The organism is Nocardiopsis baichengensis YIM 90130 (assembly GCF_000341205.1).
Taxonomy (GTDB): domain Bacteria; phylum Actinomycetota; class Actinomycetes; order Streptosporangiales; family Streptosporangiaceae; genus Nocardiopsis_A; species Nocardiopsis_A halophila.
Map to the genome: position 1 here is coordinate 87,735 of NZ_ANAS01000031.1, position 25,520 is coordinate 113,254.

The following is a 25,520-nucleotide window of genomic DNA, read 5'->3' on the forward strand; positions in this document are numbered from 1 at the left end:
CCCTCACGAGGCCCTGCTGACCGTCGACATGTTGAAGTCGGGGATTCGCAGCGGAGGCATCGCCGTGCGGGGGAAAATGCTCCCGGCCTCCCTGGACAGCGCGGGAACCGACGCCCCGGCCTCAGTGGCGCGCCGCAGCAGACCCAGGGGCGACTCGTTGAACCGGAAGTTGTTCACCGCCCCGGTGACCCGCCCGTCCTCCACCAGGTACACGCCGTCGCGCGTCAGCCCGGTCTGCAGCATCGTCTGCGGGTCCACCGAGCGGATGTACCACAGGCAGGTCAGCAGCAGCCCGCGCTCGGTGCGCTCCACCATCTCCTGCACGCCGTCCGTCGCCCCCGGCATCTCCAGCGCCAGGTTGTCGATGAAGCCCGTCGCCTTCATACCGGTCGTGCGGGCCGTCGCCCGCGTCTGGCCCAGCGCGCGCAGCACGCCCTCGGAGATCCACTCGGTGCGGCGCAGGGGCATTCCGTTGTCGAAGGCGCTGACGTCGCGCCCGGGACTGCCGGTGACGGTGAAGGGCGCGCACTCCAGGCCCGGGTACCGCGGATCGCTCAGCAGGTCCAGCGGCAGTCCGGCGATGCGCTCGCCGAGGCGCGTCCCGCCCCCGCCGTCGGAGGACGACAAGGCCGAGCGCCCCTCGTAGGCGTCGCGCGCACCGGAGTCGAAGTACAGCGGCACCATCATGTCGGCCACCGCCTCGGGCGGCATGACCACCTCGTGGCGCCCGGCCGGCAGGTCCACCTGGCGCGAGGCCCACTCGGCCCGCCGCGCCAGCTCGGCGTCGAGCGCCTCGGGGTCCACGTCGGTGAAGTCCCGCGTGCCCCGCCCGACCCAGGCCGAGCGCGGGTCGGCGCCCTCGCCCCGGGTGTTCATCTCGATGGTGCCCTCGGGCTGGTCGTGGCGGAGCCGGAGCCCGGTCGAGGACCCCAGGTAGGTGGTGACCATGCTGTGCTGGGCGAAGCCGTAGTGCAGCCGCCCCGACCCGCCGGAGGCGCCGAACACGCGCCCCAGGCCGCGGGCCGTCTCGGTGAACACCTCCACGCCGGTGGCCGCCGGGGGCGCGTCCCAGTCGCCGCCCGAGCCCGCCTCGCCCGGCCCGACCAGCGGGACGGCCTCCTCGGTGGGGATGGCCGAGGAGGCGGCGGCCTCGGCGGCGCGCACCAGCTCCTCCAGCTCCTCGTCGCGCAGGCCGCCGCGCTCGACCACGCCGACCTGGGTGCCGCCGGGGCCCTCGGCCACCGCCACCACCGTCACCGACCGCGAGCGGGCGGCGCCGTTGGTGGTCAGCGAGCCGCCCGCCCAGCGCAGGTCGGTCCGGCTGCGCTCGCGGACCAGCACCATGCACGCGTGCGCGCGGGACAGCCCCAGGGCGCGCTCGACGAGGTCCTGCGGGGTGGACGTGGTCACTCTCCTGCCTCCTGCACGGTGTTGAGGACGCGGACGCCGGTGAAGGCCGCCGCCGGGCAGCCGTGGCTGACCGCCGCCACCTGGCCGGGCTGTCCCTTGCCGCAGCGGAAGGTGCCGCCCAGCACGTAGGTGGAGGGCCCGCCCACGGCGGCCATCGCGTTCCAGAAGTCGGTGGTGGTGGCCTGGTAGGCGACGTCGCGCAGCATGCCGTCCAGGCGCCCGTTGCGGATCCGGTAGAAGCGCTGCCCGGTGAACTGGAAGTTGTACCGCTGCATGTCGATGGACCAGCTGCGGTCGCCGACGATGTACACGCCGTCCTCCACGCCGGCGATGAGCCCCTCGGTGCTGGGGCCCTCGGGGTCGGGGGCCAGCGACACGTTGGCCATCCGCTGGATCGGCATGGTGGAGGGGGAGTCGGCGAAGGCGCACCCGTTGGAGGGGCCCTGGCCGGTCAGCCGGGAGATGCGGCGGTCGCGCTGGTAGCCGGCCAGCACCCCGTCGCGGATCAGGTCGAAGGAGCAGGCGGCCACCCCCTCGTCGTCGTAGCCGACGGTGGCCAGGCCGTGTTCGGCCGTCCGGTCGCCCCTCACCTGCATCGACGGCGCCCCGTAGCGCAGGGTGCCCAGGTGGTCGGGGGTGGCGAAGGAGGTGCCGGCGTAGGCGGCCTCGTAGCCGAGCGCGCGGTCGAGCTCGGTGGCGTGGCCGATGCTCTCGTGGATGGTCAGCCACAGCTGCGAGGGGTCGACCACCAGGTCGTACAGGCCGGGCTCGACCGACGGCGCGCGCAGCTTCTCCTCCAGCAGCGCGGGCAGCGCGTGCAGCTCGGCCTCGACCCGGGAGGTGTACTCCCAGCCGCGGCCCGCCGGGGGCGAGAGCGTGCGCATGCTGTCCATGAGTCCGCCCCGGTGGGCGAACACCTCCACCTCGGGGGCGATGCGCACCCGCTGCTGGGTGGTGGAGGTCCCGGCGCTGTCGGCGTAGAACTTCTGCTCCTTGGCCTGGAGCAGCGTGGCGTCCACGTGGTCGACCCGGTGGTCCTCCTGCAGGCGGCGGGACCAGCTCGACAGCATCGAGGCCTGCTGGCGCACGGTGACGGCGAAGGGGTCGCTCTCGTAGGAGGAGACCCACACCTTGTCGGCGTGGACGGGTTCGGGGGCGAGTTCGATGCGCTCGGCCGTCAGCGGGGCGGCGACGCGGGCCATGCCCACGGCGCGCTCGGCGGCCTCGGCGGCGGCGCCGGGTTCGAGGACGTCGCCGGAGGCGAAGCCCCACACGCCGTCGTGCACCACGCGCACGGCGAAGCCCAGGGTGTCGGAGTCGGCGGCGGTGTCGACCGAGCCGTCGGAGAGCGACAGCACCCGGCCGCGCACCCGTTCCAGGCGGAAGTCGGCATGCTCGGCGCCGAGCGCGCCGGCCCGCTCGAGGGCGGCGTCGGCGAGCTCGCGCAGGGGCAGTGCGAGGAAGTCCGAATCGATGTCAGGCACGCCGGACAACCTACTCGGCGGGCCCACCCGCCGACCAGGGGCCGCACCAGGGGCTCCGCGCCGGGGCGGGGGCGCTCCGCCCCCCTCACCCGCCGCGCTGGACGTCGACGTGCACGTGGTCCAGGTGGCGCAGGATCTCGTTGTCGGGGTCGGGCGAGCGGTAGTCCCACCAGCCCCCGGCCGAGCCGCGTGCGTTCCAGATCTTGTCGTCGAAGATCACGTTGGCCACGTGCAGCTCCTCGGCGTGGGCGACCAGCCAGTGCGCCAGCAGCCACCCTTCGCGGCGGTTCTCCTCGTTCACGGGCCGGTAGAACACGTCGATGGCGCGGCCGTCGTAGTGGGCCGAGTCGCCGCCGTGGCCGCTGTCCACCCCGCCGGGCTCGTAGCCGCCCAGGCTCTGCTCACCGAAGACCTCGCCCATGGCCTCCAGGACGTTCTCGGCGCGCGGGGTCAGGCCCGACTCGGCCAGATCCTCGCGCTCGAGGCCCGAAGCGGGGGAGGCGCGGCAGGTCAGGCTGGGGCCGGCGTCGTCCGGCGGCCCCTCGGCGAGGCGCTCCAGGGCCGCCGGGTCGATCCCGGAGGTGTCCGGCGCCTCGGCGCCGCGCGCGCTGAGCGCGACGGCGGTGGTGGCCAGCTGCGCCTCCTCGGCCGTCAGGCCGACGCTGCCGTCCTCGGTGTGCACGGCGCACTCGGGACCCCAGGGGAGTGCTGTGCGGTCCTTCCCGGCTGCGTCCAGGAGCCTGGGCGCGGCCAGCGCCAGACCGCCGGCCAGCAGCGCCAGAACGGCGAGGCCGATCAGGAGGCGGACGAGGCAGCCGCCGCGCCTGCGCCTGTGCGGCCGGGCGCCGCCGGTTCCGCGACCGGCGCCGGTGTCCCGGGGCCGTGGGGCGGAGGGGGAACGGGGGTCGTCGGAGGCGCCTTGACGGGGATCGGTGCTCACGGCCCGTATGACGACCGGACCCAGGGGATGGTTCCTGAACGGCGCCGTGATGCGGCCTGTGCGGACGACGCAGGGAGGCCACGCCGCGGGAGACCAAGCACGGAGACGACGCCGGGACAGGAGCCGACCGGGGCGGCGACCCTGCGGACCCTGCGGTCGTCCGGCGATGAGGCCGGGGGAGACGCCGGGGCATGGTGACGGGGGACGGGGTCGGCTCAGGCGAAGGCCGACCAGGCCGCGTAGGCGCCGCCCCCGATCAGCACGAAGGCCCAGACGCGGTCCATGTTCACCCAGCGAAGCCGCATGGCGTGCACGCCCAGGAAGTCGTAGGCGATGAGGGCGACCACGCCCGCGGCGGCGAACATGGCGAGCGTATGGATCCCCGTGGCGAACAGGCCGACGGCGGTCGCGTCGAGCAGGCTCCAGGAGGCGTCCGCGGCCCCGGCCGCACCCGTCTCGGCGACGGTGCCGCCCTGATCCGCGGAGGCCGCCTGCCCGGCGGCGGCCGCGTCGGCGCTCGGCCCGGCCGAAGCGTGGGCGTGCCCGGCCGCACCGTGCCGGTGCCCGGTCCCGGAGCCGCCCTCGGCGATCTCGCCCGCCAGCACAGGAAGCACCATCAGGCCCGCACCGTGCATGGACGCCATGAAGAAGGACCACGCCCCGATCTGCGGCAGGGACATGCGCACGTCGGCCCAGTGGAAGTGCCGCCGCGCCAGCAGCGTCCACAGGCCGGCCGCGACGAGCAGGGCGCCGCCGACCACGGTGAACCAGTGGGAGGCGGTCATCGACCCGGTGACGGTGATGACCACCGCGACCGCCGCGATGGAGGCCGCGTGGCCCAGCGCCAGCGGCGGCAGCGACCGCAGCAGCGCCGCCCTGCTGCCCTCTTGGAGCCCGCGTGAGACGGCCAGGAGCCACCCCATCGCAGGGTTGGCGCCGTGGAAGACGCCGAGGCCGATCAGGGTCCACAGCTGGGCTGAGGTCATCGCCGCCCACCGTTCCCGTCCGCAGGTCGCGCCGCCGGTGCCCCGACGCGAGCGTCACACGGGGCGACCGTGCGATCAACGCTCAGCAGCGATTATGGCCGGGAGCGGCCATGGCCCCGGAGCGGCGGTTCGCGCCGGGGAGGGAGGGGAAGCGACGCGGCCGGACGCCGCGGGGGAGGGGCCGGACGAGGGGCGTCGAAGACGCGGTCGGAGGCGGGGGCGCGGGACCGGGGGACCGGGGGACCGCGATTCGCGGTTCCTGCGTGCTCCGGGGGCGTCCCTGCGCGATCGAGGGGCGGCAGCGGGCAGGGCACCTGGGGCCGAGGTCCGATTCCAGAGGCGGGGCCCTGCACGCAGGCGCGACCCCGCGATCGCCTGTTCCACTCGGATCCCCCTCGGAGGAGATGCTCCACCTCCAGCCAGGTGAGGAATTCGGCGCGCGGCCTAGAGGCGGGGTCCTTCGATGCAGGGGAGGAGCGGCGATGGGACAGCCGGTTCCCCGCTCCGGGCTGCTTGCCGGGCGGCGGGCCGTCGGGGTGCAAGGGAGATGGCGGCGACGAGGAAGCGTGGTGGTTCCCCGGGGTTGGCGGTCGGCTGTCGGGCTTCTCGCGGTCCGGGGACAGCGGCGACGACGGCGCGGGCGGTGCCCCGCTCACGCCCGTCGGCCGGGCGGCGGGTCCTCGGAGTGCCGGGGGAGGGCGGCGACGACGAAGCAGGGCGGTTTCCCGGGCCCGGCAGTCGGCCGCCCGGCCTCTCGCGGTCCCGGAACAGCAGCAACGACGGCACAGCAGGTGCCCCGCTCACGGCTGCTTGCCGACCGCGGGGTCGTCGGGGTGCAAGGGAGACGGCGGCAACGACGAAGCGTGGTGATTCCCCGGGCTTGGCGGTCGGCCGCCGGGCTTCTCGCGGCCCGGGCCGGGTGCGCGGTGGGCCCGGGACTCGCCCGCCCGCGCCCGCGGCGCCCCTCCCTGGCCCGCGCCCGGCGCCGCTCCATTCAGAGGGCCCCTTGTGACCTGGGTGAATACGCACCGTCATAGGGGTGGGGCAAGCGGGGGCGCGCTGATCGGCGCCCCGCGGCGGCTCCCGGGTGCGATCCCGGCCAGACCAGAACGGGGTTCGGTGCCACTGTGCCCGTATTGCCCCTGTTCGTCCGCCCGCCGGCGGGGAGGGGGCGGCGAGGCAGGGGTGGGGCGCCCGCCCGGGGCCGGGCCCCGTGTCGGTGTCGCCCCGCCCCCGGTCACCCGGGGTGACCGAGAGCGTCGCAATCGGGTCCGGTGTGCCGGTAGAAGGGGTCTCGGGCACCGAATCCCGTTCTGGTCTGGCTGTCACCGTGCACCCGCCCGGTCCCGGGGGCCGCTCCGGGGGTGCGCGGGGCCCGCACCCCCGTCAGATCCGGACAAACGGGACGCCCCTCGGGCCTGATTCGCCGGAGATCGCCTCGGAGGGGGGCGTTCTCCAACGTGAGTGGTGATACCGCCACCCGATTGCACATTGCGTGGCGATATCACCACTCTCGATGCCCGAGCAGCGCCGCACGCGCCCGGTATGCCCGGAACGCGTAAAGGGAGGGGCCTCTCCAAGGCCGAGGCGGCAGGCCACCCGGCAGCCGACCGCCAGGCCCCGGGGAACCGCCCCTGCTTCGTCGTCGCTGCCCTCTCCCCTGCACTCCGGTGGCCCGCCGCCCGGCCGGGGGCCGTGAGCGGGGCACCTGCCGTGCCGTCGTTGCTGCTGTTCCCGGACCGCGAGAGGCTCGGCAGCCGACCGCCAGGCCCCGGGGAACCGCCCCTGCTTCTTCGTCGCCGCCTGCCCTGTGCTCTCAGGCCGCGCGGTCCGTCCGCGCCGCGGTCACTCCGGCCTCAGGGGCACAGGGCGTCCAGGGAGCCGGCGTCGTCGCCGACCTGGCGCCCGGGCGTGGTCGGCGAGGGGTCGTCCAGGCCGGTGTACTCCTGCCACTCGGTCTCGTCGCCGCCGTTCTGGTCCTGCCCCTGCTCCTGTCCGCCGTCGGCGCCCTCGCCGGTCGGGGCGTCGGAGGCGGAGGGGGAGGGGTCCGGGCCGGGGGCCGCGTCGGCGCCGTCGCCCTGTTCCCGCTCCTGCTCCTCCACCGCGTCGGCCACCATCGCCCGGATCTCCTTCCAGTCCGGGTAGGCCGGGTCCACCTGGGGCGGGGTGAGCTGCAGGGTCCTCATCGCGCCCTCCTCGTCCACGAGGTCGGCCAGTTCGACGAAGGCGGGCGCCTTGGTCTGCGGGATGTCGGTGCGCAGGGTGCGCTTGGCGGCGCCGGCCAGGTCCTGGTAGCCGCTGAGGACGGCGGCCGGGTCGGCCTGCTCGGCCACGTACTTGATCAGGCAGCCCTGGCGGCCCATGCGGGTGTAGTCGTCGCTGTTCACCCGGCTGCGGCCGTACCAGAGGGCCTGGTTGCCGTCGAGGTGCTGCTGGCCGGCCTCCAGGACGTCGCCCTCCAGACCGTAAGGAATGGGGTCCTCGAGGTAGACGTCGATGCCGCCGATGGCGTCGATGATGCCCTCGAAGCCCTTCATGTCCACCAGGGCGTAGTACTCGGGGTCCAGCCCGGTGATGTAGCCGACGACCGACTTGAGGGTGTCGGCGGCGGGGTCGTCCGCGGCGGGGTTCTCGGCCAGCTGCTCGGGGTGCTCGGCGACCCGCTGGTAGATGTCGTTGAACAGGTTGTCGTACCCGGCCGGGGGCGGGTAGGCCTCGGCCAGCTTGGACCCCTTGGGGAACTGGACGTCCTCCAGGTTGCGGGGGATGCCGATGAGCACGGTGTCGCCGGTGTGCACGTCGATGCTGGCGACCATCGTGGAGTCGTTGCGCATCCCGTAGCGGTTGCTTCCCGAGTCCCCGCCGATCAGCAGCACCTCGATGCGGTCGCGGTCGTTCCAGGGGTTGGCGGCGTCGTGCGGCGGGTCGTCCAGGGGGTCCTCGGAGCCGAAGACGGTCGACAGCGTCGAGTAGGTGACGTAGGAGGTGTGCATGACGGCGGCGGCGGGGGCGGCCACCACCAGGCACAGCAGGACGACCAGGGCTCCGCCGGCGGTCGCGGCGCCCGCGCCGGAGGGGCGCGGGCGGGTGATGGCCCACGAGTGCACCACAACGGCCATCCAGACCACCGCCCCGGCGAAGGCCGCTGCGGAGGCGGTGAGCAGCCAGCGGCCCTGGACCGCCATGGTGGCGCCGCGCGCCATGTCGCCCAGGACCAGGACGCCGACGGCGATACCCGCAGCCATCAGCGCGGCGTACCCGCTGAGCAGTACGATGCCGGCGGTCCGCCGACCGCTGCGCAGGTGGGCGATACCGGGGAGGACGAGCGAGGCCGCGGTCAGCAGCAGTGCCCGTCCCAGCCCGGAGGGGCGGCCCGCCGCCTCCTGCCGTTCATCCCCTGGTGATGCCATCGGGGTCCCTTCTAGATGCCCTCGCCCTGTCGGTCGGGGACGGTTCCGGCTCTCCGGTCCGCCAATGCGGTCCGGGCATGTCCTCACCTGTGGGCCTACCGCATCCGGCGGCGAACATGCCGGAGGACAGTGTCTCGCTTTGCCGGAGTCGTCCGCACGCGGGGACGCGACACGGCACGTTAGCCATCTGTCCGTCATGTCGCAAAGACGGGTCGTATGTCTGGTCTCTCGGGCATGCATCGCCGAATACGTGCTTGTTTCTTCCGTGATCTGTAGTTAAGGAACGCCGCAACTGCCATGATCTGGCCGCAGGAGGGGGCGGCGTCCGGGGGGAATGGGCGCCGTCGAAGGAACGAAAGGCGAAAATCGTGCTCGATGCGGTCGACGCTGCGCTCATGCGGGCGCTTCAGGGGGACGGAAGAGCGACCTATCAGGCCCTCGCCGACGGGGTGGGGCTGTCGCGCACGGCGGTGCGCGCCCGCGTGCGCCGCCTGGTGGCGCTGGGGGCGATCAGGATCGTGGGGGTGCTCCACGCGGGGGTCCTGGGCCGGGAAGTGTTCGCCCACGTTTCATTCACCGTTTCCGGTCCGGTGGGCCCGCTCCTGGGCGAACTGGCCGAGCGGGAGGCGGTCACCTTCGCCGCGCAGACGGCGGGGCGCTTCCCCGCCGTGGCGCAGGTGCGGGTGCGCGACGACGCGGCGCTGGCCGAGGAGGTCGCGGCCATGCGGGCGCTGCCCGGGGTGGGGGGAGCCGAGGTCTTCCGGGCGGGGAACGTGGTCAAGGACGCCGACAGCGGCGCCCGCGAGCTCAAGGGCATCGCCATCGACCCGCTCGACTGGCGGCTGGTGCGCCACCTGCAGCAGGACGGGCGCGCCTCCTACGCCGAGCTGGCGCGGCGGGTGGGGCTCTCGCAGGCGGCGGCGCGCTCGCGGGTGGTCCGCCTGATCGAGGCCGGGGTGGTGCACGTGACCGCGATCGTCGAGCCCGCCGTGGTGGGCAGCGACGAGCGCCTGGGGTTCGGCGTGCGCTGCCGGGGGGACGCCGCGGCGCTGGCGGCGCGCCTGGCCGCGGTGCCGGGGGTCGGCTTCCTGGCCGTGGGATTCGGCCGGTACGACCTGGTGGGCGCGGCCGCGGCGCCGGACCGCACGGCCCTGGTCGAGGCGGTCGAGGCGATCCGGGGCTGCCCCGACGTGGGACGGCTGGAGACGTGGGAGCATTTGCGCGTGGCCAAGGAGCGGCTCCGCGGCGACGGGGGACCGGCCCCGGCGGCGGTGCCCCGAGCGAGGAAGGGCGTGGCGGCGTGAGCACGGCGGGGGCGGGCGCGGCCCGGGAGGGGGCGGCGGACGCGCCGCCGCGGGTCCTGCGCCTGGGCGGGCGCTCCTTCGCCCCCGGTGAGCACGCGGTGATGGCGGTGGTCAACCGGACCCCGGACTCCTTCTTCGACCGCGGCGCCACCTTCGCCTTCGACGCCGCGCTCCGGGCCGCCGACGCGGCCGTGGAACGCGGCGCCGACATCATCGACGTCGGCGGGGTCAAGGCCGGCCACGGCGCCCAGGTGGACCCGGACGAGGAGACCGGGCGCACCGCCCCCTTCATCGCCGAGCTGCGGCGCCGCCACCCCGGGGTGGTCATCTCGGTGGACACCTGGCGGGCGCGGGTGGGCGAGGAGTGCGTGCGCGCCGGAGCCGATCTGATCAACGACACCTGGGCCGGCGCCGACCCCGACCTGGCGCGGGTGGCCGCCGCCACCGGCGCGGGCCTGGTGTGCAGCCACACGGGGGGCCTGGGGCCGCGCACCGACCCGCACCGCGCGGCCTACGGCGACGTGGCGGCGGACGTGGCGGCCACGGTCGCCCGGCTCGCCGAGCGCGCCGTGGACCTGGGCGTGCGCCCGGAGGGGATCCTGGTGGACCCCACCCACGACTTCGGCAAGAACACCTACCACTCGCTGGAGCTCACCCGCAGGCTGGGCGGGCTCGCGGCGGGCGGGTGGCCGGTGCTGGTGGCGGTCTCCAACAAGGACTTCATCGGGGAGTCCCTGGACGTCCCGCTCACCGACCGCCTGGCGGGCACGCTGGCGGTGCTGGCGGTGTCGGCCTGGGAGGGGGCGCGGGTGTTCCGCGTCCACGACGCCGGCGCGGCCCGGACGGCCCTGGACACCGTCGCGGCGGTCCGCGCCGCGGAGGGCCGCCGGGCGTGACCGGCCGGGCGGTCCGTCGGCGGAGCCTCGCCGGTGCCCCGCCCCTCCATGGTTCCCCCGGGTCGTGCGTCCTGGGCCGCCGACCGGCCACGGGGCGGGCGGAGGAACGCCTGGGGCGGGCGATACCGCAGGCCTGAACGTGTAACCGGCGGTAGCGTTTTTTGTCGATTCCTGGCCGAACGTCTTGCGCTGCAGGGAAGTTACCCGTGAGTATGTGGGGATCGGGCCGCCGCCTGACCTCCGGGTCGGCCGCGGCGCGCCCGCTCAGGCGCGGTGCATTCGGGGAGGTCGACGTGGCGCTTGCGGATACCTTGACGGCGGTCGGAACGGCGGCGCTGACCAGGAGCGGGGCCCTGCCCTTGGGGGCGCACCTCTTCCCGGTCCAGCCGGGGGAGGGGCTGGCGGCCACGGTCCTACCGGTCCGCTGCGCCCCCGGTGACAACCTCGCGCTGCACGCCGCGGTCGCCCAGGCGGCCCCGGGGAGCGCGCTGGTGGTGGACGCCTCCGCGGACCCCGAGTACGGCTACGTCGACGAGATCCTCGCCGTCGCCGCGCGCATGCGCCGCGTCGCCGGCATCGTGATCGACGGGTGCGTCCGCGACATCGGCGCCATCGCCCGCACCGGCCTTCCGGTGGTCAGCGCCGGGGTCTCCCCGCGCGGGACCTCCCACGAGTCCGGGGGTGCGGTGGGCCGCGAGATCACCCTGAACACCGGCGCCGCTCCGGTGACGGTCCGCCGCGGGGACTGGGTGGCCGCCGACGACGACGGCGTGGTGTGCCTGCCCAGGGGCAAGGCGGCGGACATCGTGGCCGACGCACTGCGGGCCGCCACCATGGACCGCGAACTCGTCGAGGCCGTGTGCGCGGGGGAGAGCACCATCGAACTGCTCGACCTCGACCCCACCCGGGTCGCCGGCTGGGAGGGCGGCCTCGGCCGCTTCGAGGCCGCCCCCGCGGCCGAGCGCTGAGCACGCCGACGCTCGGGTCCTCAGCGCCGGTCGGCGGTCGCCGGCGGTCGCCGGCGTGTGCACGCCGCTGGTGACCCCCTGCTCCTCCCTGACGCCCCGGCGACCGACGTGTGCGCCCCCGCCCCGGCATGGACGTCGCGGGTCCCGTAGACCGGCTCACGGCGGCCGCGGCCGCCGAAGCGGTGCCGGCCCATCGGCCCGGTCGGACCCCGGCGCTCGTGGCGGTCCCTGCATAGCTCGAAGCGGAAGGGCGTACCGCTTCGAGGAAGGGATTCACGGGGCCTTTTCGGGGCGCGGTGCTGTCACCGGAACGCCTGTCTCCGGCGCCACCGGACGCTTCTCGCACACCAGAGCCCGAACGGCGCCTCAAGGGCGCGCCGTGGCCGGTGCCCCGAGAGGGCGGCCCCGGCCAACGGCTCGGTCCTCCGAGCCGGACCTCGGGGAGCACTGAGCCGGTGGGCGCGGAAACGGGATCCCGCGCCTGCAAACGCCGTCCTGCGCGGGGCCGCGCGCCGACCGTGAACCCCGCCTCCTCCGATCACTCGGTGAGGCGGGCCTCGCGGCCGGCGCGCGGAACCCGCGCCCTCAGTCGTCCGCCCGGGCCAGGAGCTCGTCCAGGTAGCAGGCGGCCTCGCGCAGCGCGCGCGCCTGGTCGCCCTCGCGGATGGCCTCTCCCAGCCGCGCGTGGTCGAGGTCCTCCGGGGAGGCCTGGAGCAGGGCCGACTGGGCGATGCTGTCGTAGACGACGGAGGCGATGTCGTCGTAGAGCTCGATCAGCAGCGGGTTGTGGGTGGCGTTGACCACGGCCCGGTGGAAGGTGAAGTCGGCCTCGACGAAGGAGGACATGTCGCGCTCGCGCCATGCGCTGTCGCGCAGGGCCAGGGCGCGGTCGATGTCGGCCAGGTCCTCGTCGGTGCGCCGGAGCGCGGCCAGGCGCGCCGCCTCCATCTCCAGGGCGCGCCGCACCTCCAGGTTCTCGCGGATGCGCGAGCGCTCTAGGCGGCGCCGCAGCGCGCCCCCGAGCTCGCTGGAGGCGCGCACGAAGGTGCCCGCCCCCTGGCGGATCTCGAGAAGTCCCGCGTGGGCCAGGGCGCGTACCGCCTCCCTGACGGTGTTGCGGCCCACCTCCAGTTGATCGGAGAGTTCCGACTCGGTGGGGATGCGGTCGCCGACACCCCACTCGCCAGAGTCGATCTGGGCTCTGAGCTGGCTGATGACCTGGTCGACCAGGCCGGTCCGGCGCGTCGAGGCGAGGGGCACGCGGTTACCTCCTAGGAGTGTCGGCCCTTGGGGGCCACATCGTGAGGGGCGGTTAAGGCCGGAGCTTAGACCAGGCCGAGCAGGGAACAGGCCGTCCCTGCGAATGCGTTACGCTGTCGATGTAGATCCTGTCATCCTATGAATAAGGGGGGCGTGTGACAAGCGCCACAGTCGAGCGCGTCCTTGGGGGCGGACCGGAGGCGGGCCGAGGCCGCCGCCGGCACGTCGCCTGGCTGCTGATCGCCGGGGTCGCCCTGGCCGCGATCAACCTGCGCACCGCCATCACCAGCGTGGGGCCGCTGCTCGATGAGGTGTCCGCGGGGCTGGGCATGTCCACCACGCTCGCCGGGGTGCTGACCACCCTGCCGGTGCTGTGCTTCGCCGCCTTCGGTGCCGCCACGCCCGCACTCATCCGCCGCTTCGGCGAGCACCACGTGCTCGTGGCCGCCCTGGGCGCGCTCACCGTCGGGCTGGCCGCGCGCGTGCTGGTCGACGACCCCTGGACCTTCCTGGCGCTGAGCGCGATCGCCCTCAGCGGCGGCGCGGTCGGCAACGTGCTCCTGCCGACCCTGGTCAAGCAGCACTTCCCGGACCGTGTCGGGGCGATGACGACCCTGTACACCACCGCGCTGGCGGCCGGCACCACCATGGCGGCCGCGGCCACCGTCCCGGTGTTCGGCGCCACCGGGAGCTGGCGCACCGCCCTGGGCCTGTACGCCGTCTTCGGCCTCATCGCCGCCGTCCCGTGGGTGCTGGTGCTGCGCCACGAGCCCGCCCGGCAGGACCCCGCGCAGGCCACGTCGCTGCGCACGGTTCTGGGCACGGCCATGGGATGGCAGTCGGTGCTCTTCTTCGGTACGCAGTCCACGGTCGCCTACATCATGTTCGGCTGGTACGCCCAGATGCTGCGCGACCAGGGCATGAGCGCCGGCAGTGCGGGCCTGGCCCTGTCGCTGCTGACCGCCTTGGCGGTGCCCACCTCGCTGGTGCTGCCGGGGCTGATGGCCCGGGCCCGCGACCACCGCGGCTACGTGCTGTTCTTCTTCGTCTGCTACGCCCTCGGCCTGACCGGCATCTGGATCGCCCCGACCGGCGGCGTGTGGCTGTGGACCGTGCTCATCGGCATGGGTATGGGCACCTTCACCCTGGCGCTCACCTTCTTCGCCGTGCGCACGCGCACCTCGGCCGCCACCGCGGCCATGTCGGCCTCCAGTCAGAGCCTGGGCTACCTGATGGGCGGCGTGGGCCCGTTCCTCTTCGGCTTCCTGCACGATCTCTCCGGCGGCTGGCACGCTCCGCTGGCCCTGGTGGGGCTCCTGGTGACCGGGAACATGGTCGTCGGCATGTTCCTGGGGCGCCCGCGCTTCCTGGAGGACGCCCTGGAGCGCAAGGCCGCGCGCGCGGCCGACCGGGCGGCGGCGGCCTCCTAGCCGGCCGCCCGGCCCCTCATGCGTCCTCATGCGCCGGGAAGCCAGTCCACCTTTCCGAGCAGCAGGACCGACCCGGCGAAGGCGACGATGTCGATCAGGGAGTGCGCGACGACGAGCGGCATCACCCGGCCCCAGCGCCTGTAGGCCCAGCAGAACACCAGCCCCATCACCAGGTTGCCGAAGAACATCCCCACACCCTGGTAGAGGTGGTAGAAGGCGCGCAGCACGGAGCTGAACAGGATGGCGCGCACCGGCGACCAGCCCAGCTGCTCGAACCGCAGCAGCAGGTAGCCGACGACGATGACCTCCTCCAGCACGCCGTTCTTGACGGCCTGCAGGACCAGCACCGGGTACTGCCACCAGTGCTGCTCCAGCGCACTGGGCGCCACGGTGACCGTCAGCCCCAGGCGCCAGGAGACCAGGTAGACCACCAGGCCGCCGCATCCGATGGCCGCGGCCAGCGCCGCACCGCCCGCCAGGTCCGTACCGGGGCGGCGCAGGTCGAAGCCGATCGTGGCGGCGGACTCGCGGCTGCGGTGCAGCAGGTACACCACGAGGGCCACCGGAGCGAAGGCGAACACCAGCGAGGCCGCCTGACGGGACAGGTCCAGCCAGGGGCGCTCGGCCCCGGCGCGCGGCCCGACCAGGCTGGCGGTCTGGTCGGAGAGCGACCCCGGGGCGGTCAGGGCGCCGGTGAAGGAGATCACCGCCGACACCGCGGCCGCGCCCAGGGACAGCGCCAGCACGCAGGCCACCTCCCCGCCGATCATCCGGCGGGTGAGCGGTGCTGGCTCGGGCAGGGCGGGCGCCGGCCGCGCCCGCTCCGCGCCGGGGGAGCGGGCCTCCTCCGGAGGGGGAGGCGGAGGCGGCGCTGAGGTGGACTCGGACATGGGGCCGATCATCGCACGCCCGGGATCCGCCGGACCCCCGCCCTCGGGCGGCGCGGGAGCGGTGTCGGGAGCGGCGTGGGGCGGCATGAAGGTGCCGCCGGTCCCACGGGTGACACGAGGCCGTGGGACCGGCGGCGAGGGGACGGCCCGCCCGCCGCGCCCCAGCCACGAAAGCGGGGCGGACGGCCCGTCAGGGACGAGGAGCCAGTATCAGTGAGCCGCTGAGAACTGGTCCTCTTCAGTGGAGCCGGTGAGCGCGGTGGTGGAGGCGTCCGGGCTGATCGCCGTGGAGATCAGGTCGAAGTACCCGGTGCCGACCTCGCGCTGGTGGCGGGTGGCGGTGTAGCCGGCCGCCTCGGAGGCGAACTCGGCCTCCTGGAGCTCGACGTAGGCGCTCATGCCGCCCTGGGCGTACCCCTTGGCCAGGTCGAACATCGAGTGGTTCAGGCTGTGGAAGCCGGCCAGGGTGATGAACTGGAACTTGTAGCCCATGTGGCCCAGCTCGCGCTGGAACTTGGCGATGGTCGCGTCGTCCAGGTGCTTCTTCCAGTTGAAGGACGGCGAGCAGTTGTAGGCCAGCATCTGGTCGGGGTACTCGGCCTTGATCCGCTCGGCGAACTGGCGGGCGACCTCCAGGTCGGGGGTGGAGGTCTCCATCCACAGCAGGTCCGAGTGGGGCGCGTAGGCCAGGCCGCGGGCGACGCAGGCCTCCAGGCCGTTGCGGACCCGGTAGAAGCCCTCGGAGGTGCGCTCGCCGGTGATGAAGGCGCGGTCGCGCTCGTCCACGTCGCTGGTGATCAGCGTGGCGGCCTGGGCGTCGGTGCGCGCCACGACCAGCGAGGGGACGCCGGCGACGTCGGCGGCCAGGCGGGCGGCGTTCAGCGTCTTGACGTGCTGGCCGGTCGGGATGAGGACCTTGCCGCCCAGGTGGCCGCACTTCTTCTCGGAGGCGAGCTGGTCCTCCCAGTGCACGCCCGCGGCGCCGGCCGCGATCATGCCCTTCATCAGCTCGTAGGCGTTGAGCACCCCGCCGAAGCCCGCCTCGGCGTCGGCGACGATCGGCGCGAGCCAGTGCGGGGCGTCGTCGTCGCCCTCGGCCCAGGTGATCTGGTCGGCGCGGAGCAGGGCGTTGTTGATCCGGCGGACGACCTGCGGCACCGAGTTGGCCGGGTACAGGCTCTGGTCGGGGTAGGTCTGGCCGGCCTGGTTGGCGTCGGCGGCGACCTGCCAGCCCGACAGGTAGATCGCCTTGAGCCCGGCGCGGACCTGCTGGACCGCCTGGTTGCCGGTGAGCGCGCCGAGGGTGTTCACGTAGTCCTCAGAGTGCAGCAGCTTCCAGAGCCGCTCGGCGCCCTGGCGGGCGAGGGTGTTCTCCTCGGTGACGGACCCGCGCAGGCGGACCACGTCGGCGGCGGAGTAGGTGCGCTCGATGCCGGCCCAGCGGGGGTCGGTGTCCCACTCCCGCTGGAGGGCCGCGGCGGCTTCCTGCTGTCGGCCGGTGATGCTCATGTGATCTTCCCGCCTTCTTCTTTCCCCTGGACGACGTACCGGCTGGAGACCCGCTCCCGCGGGCCGTGGGCCCTCGGGGGCGGTGTGTTCCCCGCCTGTGCCTACGATTCTTCGCAAAGTTCCAGGGTTTTTCGAGCCGATTCGGTGTGAAGATCTGAGAATCTTTCCTTAGTATGAACCCATGACGTACTTTGGTACCGAAGAAATCCCGTCTTTGCCGGGTGACCTGGATCTCGTCACCTTCGGCCAGCGGCTGCGCCACCTGCGGCGCGCGCGCGGGATGACCCTCGCCGACCTGGGTGAACGCGTGGGCCGGGCCCCCTCCCAGCTCTCCCTGCTGGAGAACGGCAAGCGCGAGCCCAAGCTGTCCCTGCTGACCTCCCTGGCCCAGGCGCTGGGCGTGTCGGTGGAGGAGCTGCTCTCCCGCCAGCCCCCCAGCCGCCGGGCGCAGCTGGAGATCGCCCTGGAGGAGGCCCAGCGCGACCCGGTCTACCAGAGCCTCAACCTGCCGCACCTCAAGGTCGGCAAGCGCGTGCCCAACGACGTGCTCGAACACATCGTCGGCCTCTACGACGAGCTGCGCCGGCGCAGCGTCAAGCCGACGGCCACCCCTGAGGAGGCGCGCCGCGCCAACGCCGACCTGCGCCGGCAGATGCGCGAGCGCGGCAACTACTTCGCGGGGATCGAGAAGGCGGCCCAGGAGACGCTGGACGCCGTCGGGTACAGCGGGGGCGCGCTCTCCCAAGGGCAGATCCTGTCGATCGTCACCCACCACGGGTTCACCCTGCGCTACGTGCAGGACCTGCCCCGGTCGGTGCGGTCGGTGACCGACACCCGCAACCGCCGCCTCTACCTCAAGCGCGAATCCCTGGGCATGCACAGCCCCCGCACGATCCTCCTGCAGACCCTCGGGCACTTCGTCCTGGGGCACCAGCAGCCCCGCGACTACGCCGACTTCCTCAGACAGAGGGTGGAGGCCAACTACTACGCGGCCGCCGTCCTCATCCCCGAGACCGCCGTCGTCCCCTACCTCCAGGAGGCCAAGAAGGCGCGGGACCTGTCGGTGGAGGACCTCAGGGACGTCTTCTCCGTCTCCTACGAGATGGCGGCCCACAGGTTCACCAACCTGGCCAACCGCCACCTCGACCTCGTCTGCCACTTCATCCGCAACGACGAGACCGGCATCATCTACAAGGCCTATGAGAACGACGGCCTCGTCTTCCCCACGGACGAGAGCGGCGCGATCGAGGGCCAGCGCATGTGCCGGTACTGGTCGGGGCGCCAGGTGTTCGCCTCCCCGGACCGGTACTCGATCTACTACCAGTACACCGACAAGCCCAACGGCACGCACTGGTGCGTCGCCCACGTCGACCCCAGCCGGGAGCGGAACTTCGCGATCACCCTGGGGGTGCCCTACAAGGAGTCGCGCTGGTTCCGGGGCAGGGAGACCACCAACCGCACCAAGTCGAACTGCCCGTCGGGGGAGTGCTGCGTGCAGCCCCCGGCCGACCTCGCCTCGCGCTGGGAGGGCAACGTCTGGCCGTCGGCGCGCGCGCACTCCCATGTGCTGTCGGCGCTGCCGTCCGGGACCTTCCCCGGCGTGGACGAGACCGACGTCTACACCTTCCTGGAGCGCCACGAGGCGGACTGAACGCGGCGCGGCAGGTGCGACGCAAGCATGGGCGCGGCCGGACTCCCTGCACAGGGAGTCCGGCCGCGCCCATGTGCGGCCCCCTGCATCGTCGGAACGTCCGGCGCGGCCCGCCGCCGTCCCCTTCCGGCGTGCCCCGGCCGCGTGTTACCTTCGGTAACACCAGGGTGGGCGGCGCCCTCCGCCGCCCGTGCCCGCCCCGACCCGACTCCCGTCTCCCGGCCCGCGCCGGGACGACCGAAGGACGTGTGCACATGACCGATTCCGCAGGCGCCCCCGCGTTCAGCATGGAGCTCGGCGAGGACGTCCGCGACGTCCGCGACTGGGTCCACGGCTTCGCGCGCGACGTGATCCGCCCCGCCGCCGCCGAGTGGGACGAGCGCGAGGAGACCCCGTGGCCGATCCTGCAGGAGGCGGCCAAGATCGGCCTGTACTCGCTGGACTTCTTCGCGAACCAGTGGCTGGAGCCCAGCGGGGTGGGCATCCCCGCCGCCTTCGAGGAGCTCTACTGGGGCGACCCGGGCATCGCCCTGTCGCTGACCGGCACCGGCCTGGCGGCGGTGGCCGTCGCCGGCAACGGCACCCAGGAGCAGCTGTTCGAGTGGGTGCCGCAGATGTTCGGCACCGCCGACGACATCAAGCTCGGCGCGTTCTGCTCCTCCGAGCCGGACGCCGGCAGCGACGTCTCGGCCATCCGCACCCGCGCCGTCTACGACGAGGCCAAGGACGAGTGGGTGCTCAACGGCACCAAGACCTGGGCCACCAACGGCGGCATCGCCGACGTGCACGTGGTCGTCGCCTCGGTCGACCCCGAGCTGGGCTCGCGCGGGCAGGCCAGCTTCATCGTCCCTCCGGGCACCCCGGGGCTCTCGCAAGGGCAGAAGTTCGCCAAGCACGGCATCCGCGCCTCGCACACCGCCGAGGTGATCCTGGACGACGTCCGGGTCCCGGGCTCGTGCCTGCTGGGCGGAAAGGAGAAGCTCGACGAGCGCCTCGCCCGCGCACGCGAAGGGCGGCGCTCGGGCGGCCAGGCCGCGATGAAGACCTTCGAGGCGTCGCGCCCCACCGTGGGCGCCATGGCCGTGGGATGCGCCCGCGCCGCCTACGAGTACGCGCGCGACTACGCGGGCCAGCGCGAGCAGTTCGGCCGCCCCATCGGGGAGAACCAGTCGGTGGCCTTCACCCTTGCGGACATGGCCACCCGCATCGACGCCGCACGGCTGCTGGTGTGGCGGGCGGCCTGGATGGCCCGCAACGACAAGGACTTCGCCCAGGCGGAAGGGTCGATGAGCAAGCTCTTCGCCAGCGAGACGGCCACCTGGGTCACGCAGAACGCGATCCGCATCCTGGGCGGGAACGGCTACACCCGGGAGTACCCCGTGGAGCGGTGGCACCGCGACGCGACCATCTTCACGATCTTCGAGGGCGCCAGCGAGATCCAGCGCCTCATCATCGGCCGCGCCGTGACGGGCCTGCCGGTGAAGTGAGGTTTCGGCCGCTCTGAAGCGGTCCCTCCGCGTTCGGATTCCGTGCGCCTGCAGACGTTGAAGGGGTGGGAAGGGCCTGGGCCCTTCCCACCCCTTTCCCGGTTCACCGGGGCTCTTCGGGGCTCGCCGGGGGAGCCCCTGTGTGGGCGCCTCCGGTCCCGTCATCGGGAGAGGCGGTGTGCCACCGCTGTCCGGAGCGGCGGGGCGCACCTTTCGACGCCCCGGGCCGAGAGGGCCGATCGGGATCAGCCCCGGGGGTCCTCGGGCGCCCGGGGCGTCACCTCGGTCGGCGCCTCTACGGACCCCTCGATGCGTCCCTCGGTGGGCGCTTCGTCGGGCGGGGGCGGCGAGGTCCGCTCCACCGGCGCGCCGGCCGGCGGTGCCACCCGTGTGGGCGGTTCCGCCGGCGCGGGCGGCGTCACCCGGGTCGGCGCCTCGCCCCCGGTCGGGGCGACGCGGGTGGGCGCGGCCTCGGGGGCGCCCGTCGGCGGCGGGCCCATGGGCGGTGGGGTCATCGGCGGCGCGGACATCGGAGGCGGGCCGACCGGGTGGCCGGGGACCGGTGCCGCGACCGGACCGGTTCCGTACCAGGGCTGCGGTGCCGGGCCGCCGTAGGGGTGCGCCGCCCGGTACGGGGCGCCGTAGGCGGTGCTGCGGGGCCTGCGGTAGCGCAGGCGCTCGCTGAGCCGGGCCCCGGCGAGGTAGGAGGCGGGGAGCAGGACGAACAGTGCCGTCCACGCGCTGTTCTCGGGGCCGTCGGCGACGAGGCCCTCGGTCAGGGAGCCGGCCCAGGGGAAGGCGGGCATGCCCTCCGCCGGGAGCGCACCGGGCAGGAACAGCGCCACCGCCGCGGTGCCGATCCAGAGCAGGTGGCCGCCGGTCCACCGCCACAGCGCGTAGGCGAGCCCGCCGACCGCCGCCGCGGCGAAGGGCAGCAGCGTGAACAGCGCCATGGCCTCCGGCTCGCGGATCTCCGAGGGCGGTGCGCCGTCCGCGGCGGTGGTCCACCCGGCGGTGAGCAGGAAGACCGACCACAGGGCCAGCCACACGACCGCGGTCAGGCCGGCGAGGGCCGCCGCGGTGCGCACCCATGGGCGGGCGTTGGGCAGCAGCGGGACGGGGGCGGTCATCGGCCCTGCCGCCACCAGGGCGGCCAGGGTCCAGATGAAGAAGGCCAGTGTCGCCGTCCCGCCGAGGAAGACCCCGGCGGCCAGGGCGGTGGGGAAGGCGCCGATCCCGTCGGCGGCCCCGACCGCGGGCGCCGCCGCGGTGAACAGCGGCAGCGGGAACCCGTCCATGAACACCGAGGCGGTGTGCATCAGCGTCAGCAGAGCGGTGCCGAACACGAACGCGCCCAGCCGCCGCCAGGCCGGGGCCAGGGCGACCGGCAGGGCGGCCGCGGCGGCCACCGGCCAGATCTGCATCTGCAGGGCGAAGGTCCCGCCGAACGGGGTCTCGACCGCCAGCGACGGGTGCGAGGCGGGGACCCCATCGGCGAGGGCGTGCACCATGGCCTGCATGGTCAGCATCAGCCACCAGAAGACCAGGACCTGGACGAAGGCCCGCAGGGCACCGTTGCGGGCGCGCTCGCGCAGCACCGGCAGCGGGTTCGCGCGGCGCCGCCACTCGGCGCCCGAGGCCCGGCGCGCGGCCGGGGCGAGCAGCCGGGCCGCGACCAGCAGGGCGCGCCCCTCGTCGGTGCCCGGATCGGCGGCCGCGGCCTCGGACAGCAGCCTCCGCCACCACGGCAGGACGATGCCCGGCCACCCGCGCAGCGCCTCGCGGCGCACGTCGGCGCGGACGTCGCCGGAGGCGTCCGGCCGGGCGGAGGAGTCGATCACGCCGACGGCCAGGGCCACGGCCCGGTTGCGCTCGGCCGGCCCGGCGCGCATGCCCAGCGCGTCGGCCTTGAGCAGCGCGCCGTCGATGACGGTGCGGGCGTGCAGGCCGACGTTCTCCAGCCGGGTGCAGCGCCGCCCGCAGGCGGGGTGGCCGCACCGGTGGGCGGCGGTGATCAGGGAGATCTCGTTGATGACGATCTCGGCGAGCAGTCCGTGGCCCTCGGGCCCCTGCTCGGCGAGGGCGTGCAGCCCCTCGATGCCCGCGTCGCGGCCGCGGTAGGAGGGGCGGTCGCCGGGGCGGAAGGCGGCGATGAACGCGGTGGCGGCGATGGCGGCCTGCTCGGCGCTGAGGATGCCGGTGAGGTGGTCGCGGTCGTAGGCGGTGTCGCCCACCTCCTCCAGCCAGCCCCGCAGCCGGGCCGCGCCGTCGCGGCGCAGCCAGTCCTCGGTGCGCCCGGGGTGCCGGTGGAACAGCGCGGCCAGGTCCGCGGGGGCGTGCACGGCCACCCCGGCGAAGGTGATCGGGCGGACCCCGCCGGTGGTGCGCAGCGGGGTGCTGGGCAGGTCGGCCGAGTCGTCGGCGACCGGGAGGGACCAGTCGGCGTCGATGACCCGCGTCGCCACCCGCGTGGCGTGCTCGTGGCCGTCGTCGTCAGGGATGCGCGACTCGCCGGTGACGGCGGCCAGCACGTCGAGCGCGTCGGGGCGCTCGGCGGGGTCCCGGCTCAGGGCGGCGGCCACGGGTCCGGCGAGGGCGCCGGGCAGCTCCTCGGCCGCGCCGTCGGGGTCCTCGTTGACCGTGCGGTAGCGCAGGACCTCGACCGGCCCCGCCCCGTAGGGCGGGCGGCCGCTGGCGGCGTAGGCGACCAGCTCGCCCCAGCAGAACATGTCGGAGGCGGGCCCGGCCCTCTCTCCGGCGTAGCGCTCGGGGCTGATCCAGCCGGGGGTGCCCACGACCATGTCGGTGTGGGTCATGGAGGACTCGTCGAGCGCCTGGGCGATGCCGAAGTCGAGGACCTTGGGGCCGTCCGGGGCGAGGATGATGTTGTCCGGCTTGAGGTCGCGGTGGACGATCCCCTCGCGGTGGATCGCGGCCAGCGCCTCGGCCAGCCCGACGGCGAAGGCGACCAGGGCGCCGCCGGACGGCGGACCGTTCTCGGCGATGTAGGTGCGCAGCGTGGGCCCGGAGACGTAGGAGACGGCGACCCAGGGGTGCGCGGCGCCGGTGTCGGCGTCCAGCACCGGCGCGACGCAGCGGCCGCGGACCCGGCGGGCGAGGTCGACCTCGCGTGCGAAGCGGGAGCGGTAGCCGGGGTCGGCGGCGTACTCGGAGCGCACCGTCTTGACCGCGGCCGGAAGCCCCGCCCGGTCGCGGCCCATGTAGACGACGCCCATGCCGCCGGCGCCGAGCCGCCCCATGAGGCGGAAGGCGCCGATCTCGGCGGGATCGTCGGCCTTCAGCGGCGCTATTCGGGCGTGGGGGGCGTCGGACATGCGCCGGTCTTCCCTTTTCGGTGGGGGTTTCGTCACCACCGGTTATACCGAAGCGGGACGACCGATCCGAATCGGGCGATCCGCTCCGCCCCGGGCGCCGGCGTCCCCGCGCGCCGCGGCCGGCGCGTGTGTGCACGGAAGAGCGGCTGCACGGAAGAGCGGCTGCGCAGAGCCCGGGCGGCGGCCGGACCGGCGCTCACCAGGACACCGGGAAGCTCTCGGCCGAGCGGACGAAGCGCTCCTCGTTCCGGCGCAGCTCCTCCAGTGGGCCTCGGCGAGGGCGGCGGGGAAGGGGAGCGCGGCGGCTCCGGCCATGTTCGGTCGCCCCCTTCACGCGGGAGGGCGGACCGGGGTGCCGGACCGGGCGGCCCGGTCGGCGGGGTTGACGCGTTCTTTATGTAACGGTCTGATATCGGTTGGACATGGACGTCGACGAGATCCGCGCAGCGCCCGCCGCCTCCGCTCCCGCCTCCGGCGCCGGTGCGGCGGACGGGGGCCGTGCGGCCCCCGCGCCGACCGCGGACCCCGGCGGGCCGTCCCGTCCGCACCCCGCGCCGTCCACCGCCTGGATCGACCTCGCCCGGGTGGCGGCGATGGTCGCCGTCGTGCTCGTCCACGCCTACTCGCCGCTGGTCACCGAGGTCTACGCGGATCAGGGCAGCACCTCGTGGTGGACGGCCACGGCCGCGGACGCCGCGCTCCGCTGGTGCGTGCCGCTGTTCATCATGATCAGCGGCGCCCTGCTCCTGGGCCGCAGGGACGAGCCGTCCGCGGACTTCTACCGCAAGCGCTGGCTGCGCATCGGCCCCCCGCTGCTCGTGTGGACCGTGGCCTACCTGGGCTGGGAGATGTGGCGCTCAGGCCTGACACTGGCCGAGGCCGCCGTGCAGGCCGCCTCCGGCTCTCCCGGCATCCACCTGTACTTCCTCTACGTCATCGCGGGCCTCTACCTCTTCACGCCCTTCCTGCGCACGCTCGTCTCCGCCTCCTCGCGCAACGCCCTGTGGTGGTTCGCCGGCATCGCCGTCGCCCTGGGCGCCGCGAACCAGGCCCTCGGGGTGATCGACGGCGTCGGCGGCACCACCGCCGTCGACCGCTTCCTCCCGTTCGTCGGCTACTACGTGCTGGGGTGGCTGCTCTTCCACACCGGGCCCGGCGCCCGCGCGCTGCGCCTGGGGCTCACCCTCCTGATCACCGGGAGCGCTGCCGCGGCGGTCGGGGCCGGCGTGGCGGCCGGTCTGGCCGGGGAGTGGGGGACCGGGGCCGACTACGTCTTCGACTTCCTCTCGCCTCCGGTCGTCCTCGCCTCCGCAGGGGCCTTCCTGGTCCTCAGGGAGGCCGGCCTGCGCCTGGCCTCGTCCGCCCGCCCGGCGGCCGGGCTCCTGGCGCGCGGTGCGCGCTGGGCCGCTGCCCCCAGCTTCGGCGTCTACCTGGTGCACGTGATGGTGCTGTTCTCCCTGAGGGACCTCCTCGGCATGCCGGCCCAAGGGCCCCTGGCCATTGCGGCGGCCACCGGCTACGCCGCGGCGACCCTCGTGGTCAGCCTCGCCGTGGTCGAAGTGCTGCGGCGCCTCCCAATGGCGCGCACGGTTCTCTAGGTGCGGTCGGCCCGAATCCCCGAATCGGTGGTACGCATCACAGCCGCGACGTACGATGACGCCGAACTGTCCCCTCCCCCCGACCAGGTAAGGGCACCGCCGATGACCGACACCGACGGAAACCCGAAGGCCTCCGACTGGGCGCCGACGAGTCCGCCTCAGATCCAGACCACGGAGCCGACCATCGCCCGCGTGTACGACGCGCTCCTGGGAGGGAAGGACAACTTCCAGGTCGACCGCGACGGCGCCGCCCTCTATGTCAAGTACGTCCCGCTCGCGAGCCAGTGCGCCGTGGACAACCGCGCCGCGCTCGTCCGCGGCGTGCAGTACCTCGCGCGCACCGCCGGCCTCGACCAGTTCCTGGACATCGGCAGCGGGCTGCCCACCGTCAAGAACACCCACCAGGCCGCCCAGGAGATCAACCCCAACGCGCGCGTGGTCTACGTCGACAACGACCCCATCGTCCTGGCGCACGGCAGGGCCCTGCTCGCCGAGAACAACACCACGACCGTGGTCACCGCCGACTTCCGCAACCCCCAGGAGATCCTCGACAACCCCGACGTGCGCGCGCTCCTGGACTTCGACCGCCCCATCGCCCTCATGGTGGTCGGGCTGCTCATGCACTTCCACGACGACGAGCTTCCCGACGAGTGGATCCGCACCCTGCTCGACGCCATGCCCTCGGGGAGCCACCTGTTCATCACCGACTTCGTCGACACCGGCGAGGACCTGCAGAAGGCCATGGAGCGGGCCGGCCTGGAGAGCCTGGGCAACGGCTGGATCCGCACGCCCGAGCGCATCCGCGAGCACTTCCTCGGCCTGCCCCTGGTCCCGCCGGGCCTGGACTTCCTTGAGCGCTGGTACCCCGAGGACCCGGACGCCGAAGTGCCCGCGGTCGAGGACCTCGAACCCCACCAGCGCATCCTCATGGGCGCGATCGCCTACAAGCCCTGAAGAGCGCC

Annotated in this window: 17 protein-coding genes; 8 read left to right on the top strand and 9 right to left on the bottom strand. The window is 74.1% G+C overall.

Going from position 1 to position 25,520, the window contains the following annotated elements; genetic code table 11:
* Positions 1-3: 3 nt before the first annotated feature.
* The 5 genes from C892_RS0122155 to C892_RS0122175 form a co-directional block, all read right to left on the bottom strand.
* Positions 4-1,410 carry a metallopeptidase TldD-related protein gene (locus C892_RS0122155; protein WP_017558970.1) on the bottom strand — a complete coding sequence of 469 codons (1,407 nt, stop codon included), beginning with the start codon at positions 1,408-1,410 and terminating at the stop codon, positions 4-6.
* Positions 1,407-2,894: a TldD/PmbA family protein gene (locus C892_RS0122160; protein ID WP_193374801.1), complete on the bottom strand. Its 1,488-nt coding sequence runs from the start codon at positions 2,892-2,894 to the stop codon at positions 1,407-1,409. Before C892_RS0122160 ends, C892_RS0122155 begins: the two co-directional genes overlap by 4 nt.
* Before the next feature lie 85 nt (positions 2,895-2,979).
* Positions 2,980-3,834 carry a VldE C-terminal domain-containing protein gene (locus C892_RS0122165; protein WP_017558971.1) on the bottom strand — a complete coding sequence of 285 codons (855 nt, stop codon included), beginning with the start codon at positions 3,832-3,834 and terminating at the stop codon, positions 2,980-2,982.
* Between the two features lie 215 nt (positions 3,835-4,049).
* Positions 4,050-4,820: a hypothetical protein gene (locus C892_RS0122170; protein ID WP_017558972.1), complete on the bottom strand. Its 771-nt coding sequence runs from the start codon at positions 4,818-4,820 to the stop codon at positions 4,050-4,052.
* Positions 4,821-6,676: 1,856 nt separating this feature from the next.
* The gene (locus C892_RS0122175) at positions 6,677-8,230 is read right to left on the bottom strand and encodes an LCP family protein (protein WP_017558973.1); all 1,554 of its coding nucleotides are present in this window, start codon (positions 8,228-8,230) and stop codon (positions 6,677-6,679) included.
* Positions 8,231-8,598: 368 nt separating this feature from the next.
* Here C892_RS0122175 and C892_RS0122180 point away from each other — a divergent pair, with 368 nt between their 5' ends.
* From C892_RS0122180 to C892_RS0122190, 3 genes are all read left to right on the top strand, one after another.
* A complete protein-coding gene (locus C892_RS0122180; RefSeq protein WP_017539266.1) occupies positions 8,599-9,534 on the top strand; it encodes an Lrp/AsnC family transcriptional regulator in 936 nt (311 codons plus the stop codon).
* Entirely contained in the window at positions 9,531-10,430 is a 900-nt protein-coding gene (gene folP / locus C892_RS0122185; protein ID WP_017558974.1) for a dihydropteroate synthase, read from the top strand. The genes C892_RS0122180 and folP overlap by 4 nt, the downstream gene beginning before the upstream one ends.
* A 293-nt stretch (positions 10,431-10,723) precedes the next feature.
* Positions 10,724-11,398 carry an RraA family protein gene (locus C892_RS0122190; protein WP_239647482.1) on the top strand — a complete coding sequence of 225 codons (675 nt, stop codon included), beginning with the start codon at positions 10,724-10,726 and terminating at the stop codon, positions 11,396-11,398.
* 585 nt (positions 11,399-11,983) lie between these two features.
* On the opposite strand, the gene C892_RS0122195 is transcribed toward C892_RS0122190, so the two are convergent.
* A complete protein-coding gene (locus tag C892_RS0122195; protein ID WP_017558976.1) occupies positions 11,984-12,658 on the bottom strand; it encodes a FadR/GntR family transcriptional regulator in 675 nt (224 codons plus the stop codon).
* A gap of 155 nt (positions 12,659-12,813) precedes the next feature.
* On the opposite strand from C892_RS0122195, the gene C892_RS0122200 reads away from it, so the two are divergent.
* Positions 12,814-14,088, top strand: a complete 1,275-nt coding sequence (locus C892_RS0122200) for an MFS transporter (protein WP_017558977.1) — start codon at positions 12,814-12,816, stop codon at positions 14,086-14,088.
* 26 nt (positions 14,089-14,114) lie between these two features.
* Here the strand turns inward: C892_RS0122200 and C892_RS0122205 are convergent, their stop codons facing one another.
* The gene (locus tag C892_RS0122205) at positions 14,115-14,990 is read right to left on the bottom strand and encodes a CPBP family intramembrane glutamic endopeptidase (protein WP_017558978.1); all 876 of its coding nucleotides are present in this window, start codon (positions 14,988-14,990) and stop codon (positions 14,115-14,117) included.
* Positions 14,991-15,188: 198 nt separating this feature from the next.
* Positions 15,189-16,487, bottom strand: coding sequence for an isocitrate lyase (gene aceA, locus C892_RS0122210; protein WP_017539260.1), 1,299 nt, complete (start codon positions 16,485-16,487; stop codon positions 15,189-15,191).
* A 214-nt stretch (positions 16,488-16,701) separates the two neighbouring features.
* On the opposite strand from aceA, the gene C892_RS0122215 reads away from it, so the two are divergent.
* Both C892_RS0122215 and C892_RS0122220 read left to right on the top strand, forming a co-directional pair.
* Positions 16,702-18,138: a type II toxin-antitoxin system RelB family anti-toxin gene (locus tag C892_RS0122215; protein ID WP_017539259.1), complete on the top strand. Its 1,437-nt coding sequence runs from the start codon at positions 16,702-16,704 to the stop codon at positions 18,136-18,138.
* Between the two features lie 254 nt (positions 18,139-18,392).
* On the top strand, positions 18,393-19,625 hold the full coding sequence (locus C892_RS0122220; protein WP_017558979.1) for an acyl-CoA dehydrogenase family protein: 1,233 nt from the start codon (positions 18,393-18,395) through the stop codon (positions 19,623-19,625).
* Between the two features lie 245 nt (positions 19,626-19,870).
* Here C892_RS0122220 and C892_RS30135 read toward each other — a convergent pair whose 3' ends face one another.
* A complete protein-coding gene (locus tag C892_RS30135) occupies positions 19,871-22,960 on the bottom strand; it encodes a serine/threonine-protein kinase (RefSeq protein ID WP_051060587.1) in 3,090 nt (1,029 codons plus the stop codon).
* Between the two features lie 422 nt (positions 22,961-23,382).
* On the opposite strand from C892_RS30135, the gene C892_RS0122230 reads away from it, so the two are divergent.
* Both C892_RS0122230 and C892_RS0122235 read left to right on the top strand, forming a co-directional pair.
* A complete protein-coding gene (locus C892_RS0122230) occupies positions 23,383-24,558 on the top strand; it encodes an acyltransferase (protein ID WP_017558980.1) in 1,176 nt (391 codons plus the stop codon).
* Between the two features lie 102 nt (positions 24,559-24,660).
* Positions 24,661-25,512, top strand: coding sequence for an SAM-dependent methyltransferase (locus C892_RS0122235; RefSeq protein ID WP_017558981.1), 852 nt, complete (start codon positions 24,661-24,663; stop codon positions 25,510-25,512).
* Positions 25,513-25,520 lie beyond the last annotated feature (8 nt).

Coding starts and splice junctions, on each gene's coding strand:
- C892_RS0122170 (WP_017558972.1), bottom strand. CDS start 4,820: ATGACCTCAGCCCAGCTGTGGACCCTGATCGGCCTCGGCGTCTTCCAC.
- C892_RS0122175 (WP_017558973.1), bottom strand. CDS start 8,230: ATGGCATCACCAGGGGATGAACGGCAGGAGGCGGCGGGCCGCCCCTCC.
- C892_RS0122205 (WP_017558978.1), bottom strand. CDS start 14,990: ATGATCGGCCCCATGTCCGAGTCCACCTCAGCGCCGCCTCCGCCTCCC.
- aceA (WP_017539260.1), bottom strand. CDS start 16,487: ATGAGCATCACCGGCCGACAGCAGGAAGCCGCCGCGGCCCTCCAGCGG.
- C892_RS0122220 (WP_017558979.1), top strand. CDS start 18,393: ATGACCGATTCCGCAGGCGCCCCCGCGTTCAGCATGGAGCTCGGCGAG.
- C892_RS30135 (WP_051060587.1), bottom strand. CDS start 22,960: ATGTCCGACGCCCCCCACGCCCGAATAGCGCCGCTGAAGGCCGACGAT.
- C892_RS0122230 (WP_017558980.1), top strand. CDS start 23,383: ATGGACGTCGACGAGATCCGCGCAGCGCCCGCCGCCTCCGCTCCCGCC.
- C892_RS0122235 (WP_017558981.1), top strand. CDS start 24,661: ATGACCGACACCGACGGAAACCCGAAGGCCTCCGACTGGGCGCCGACG.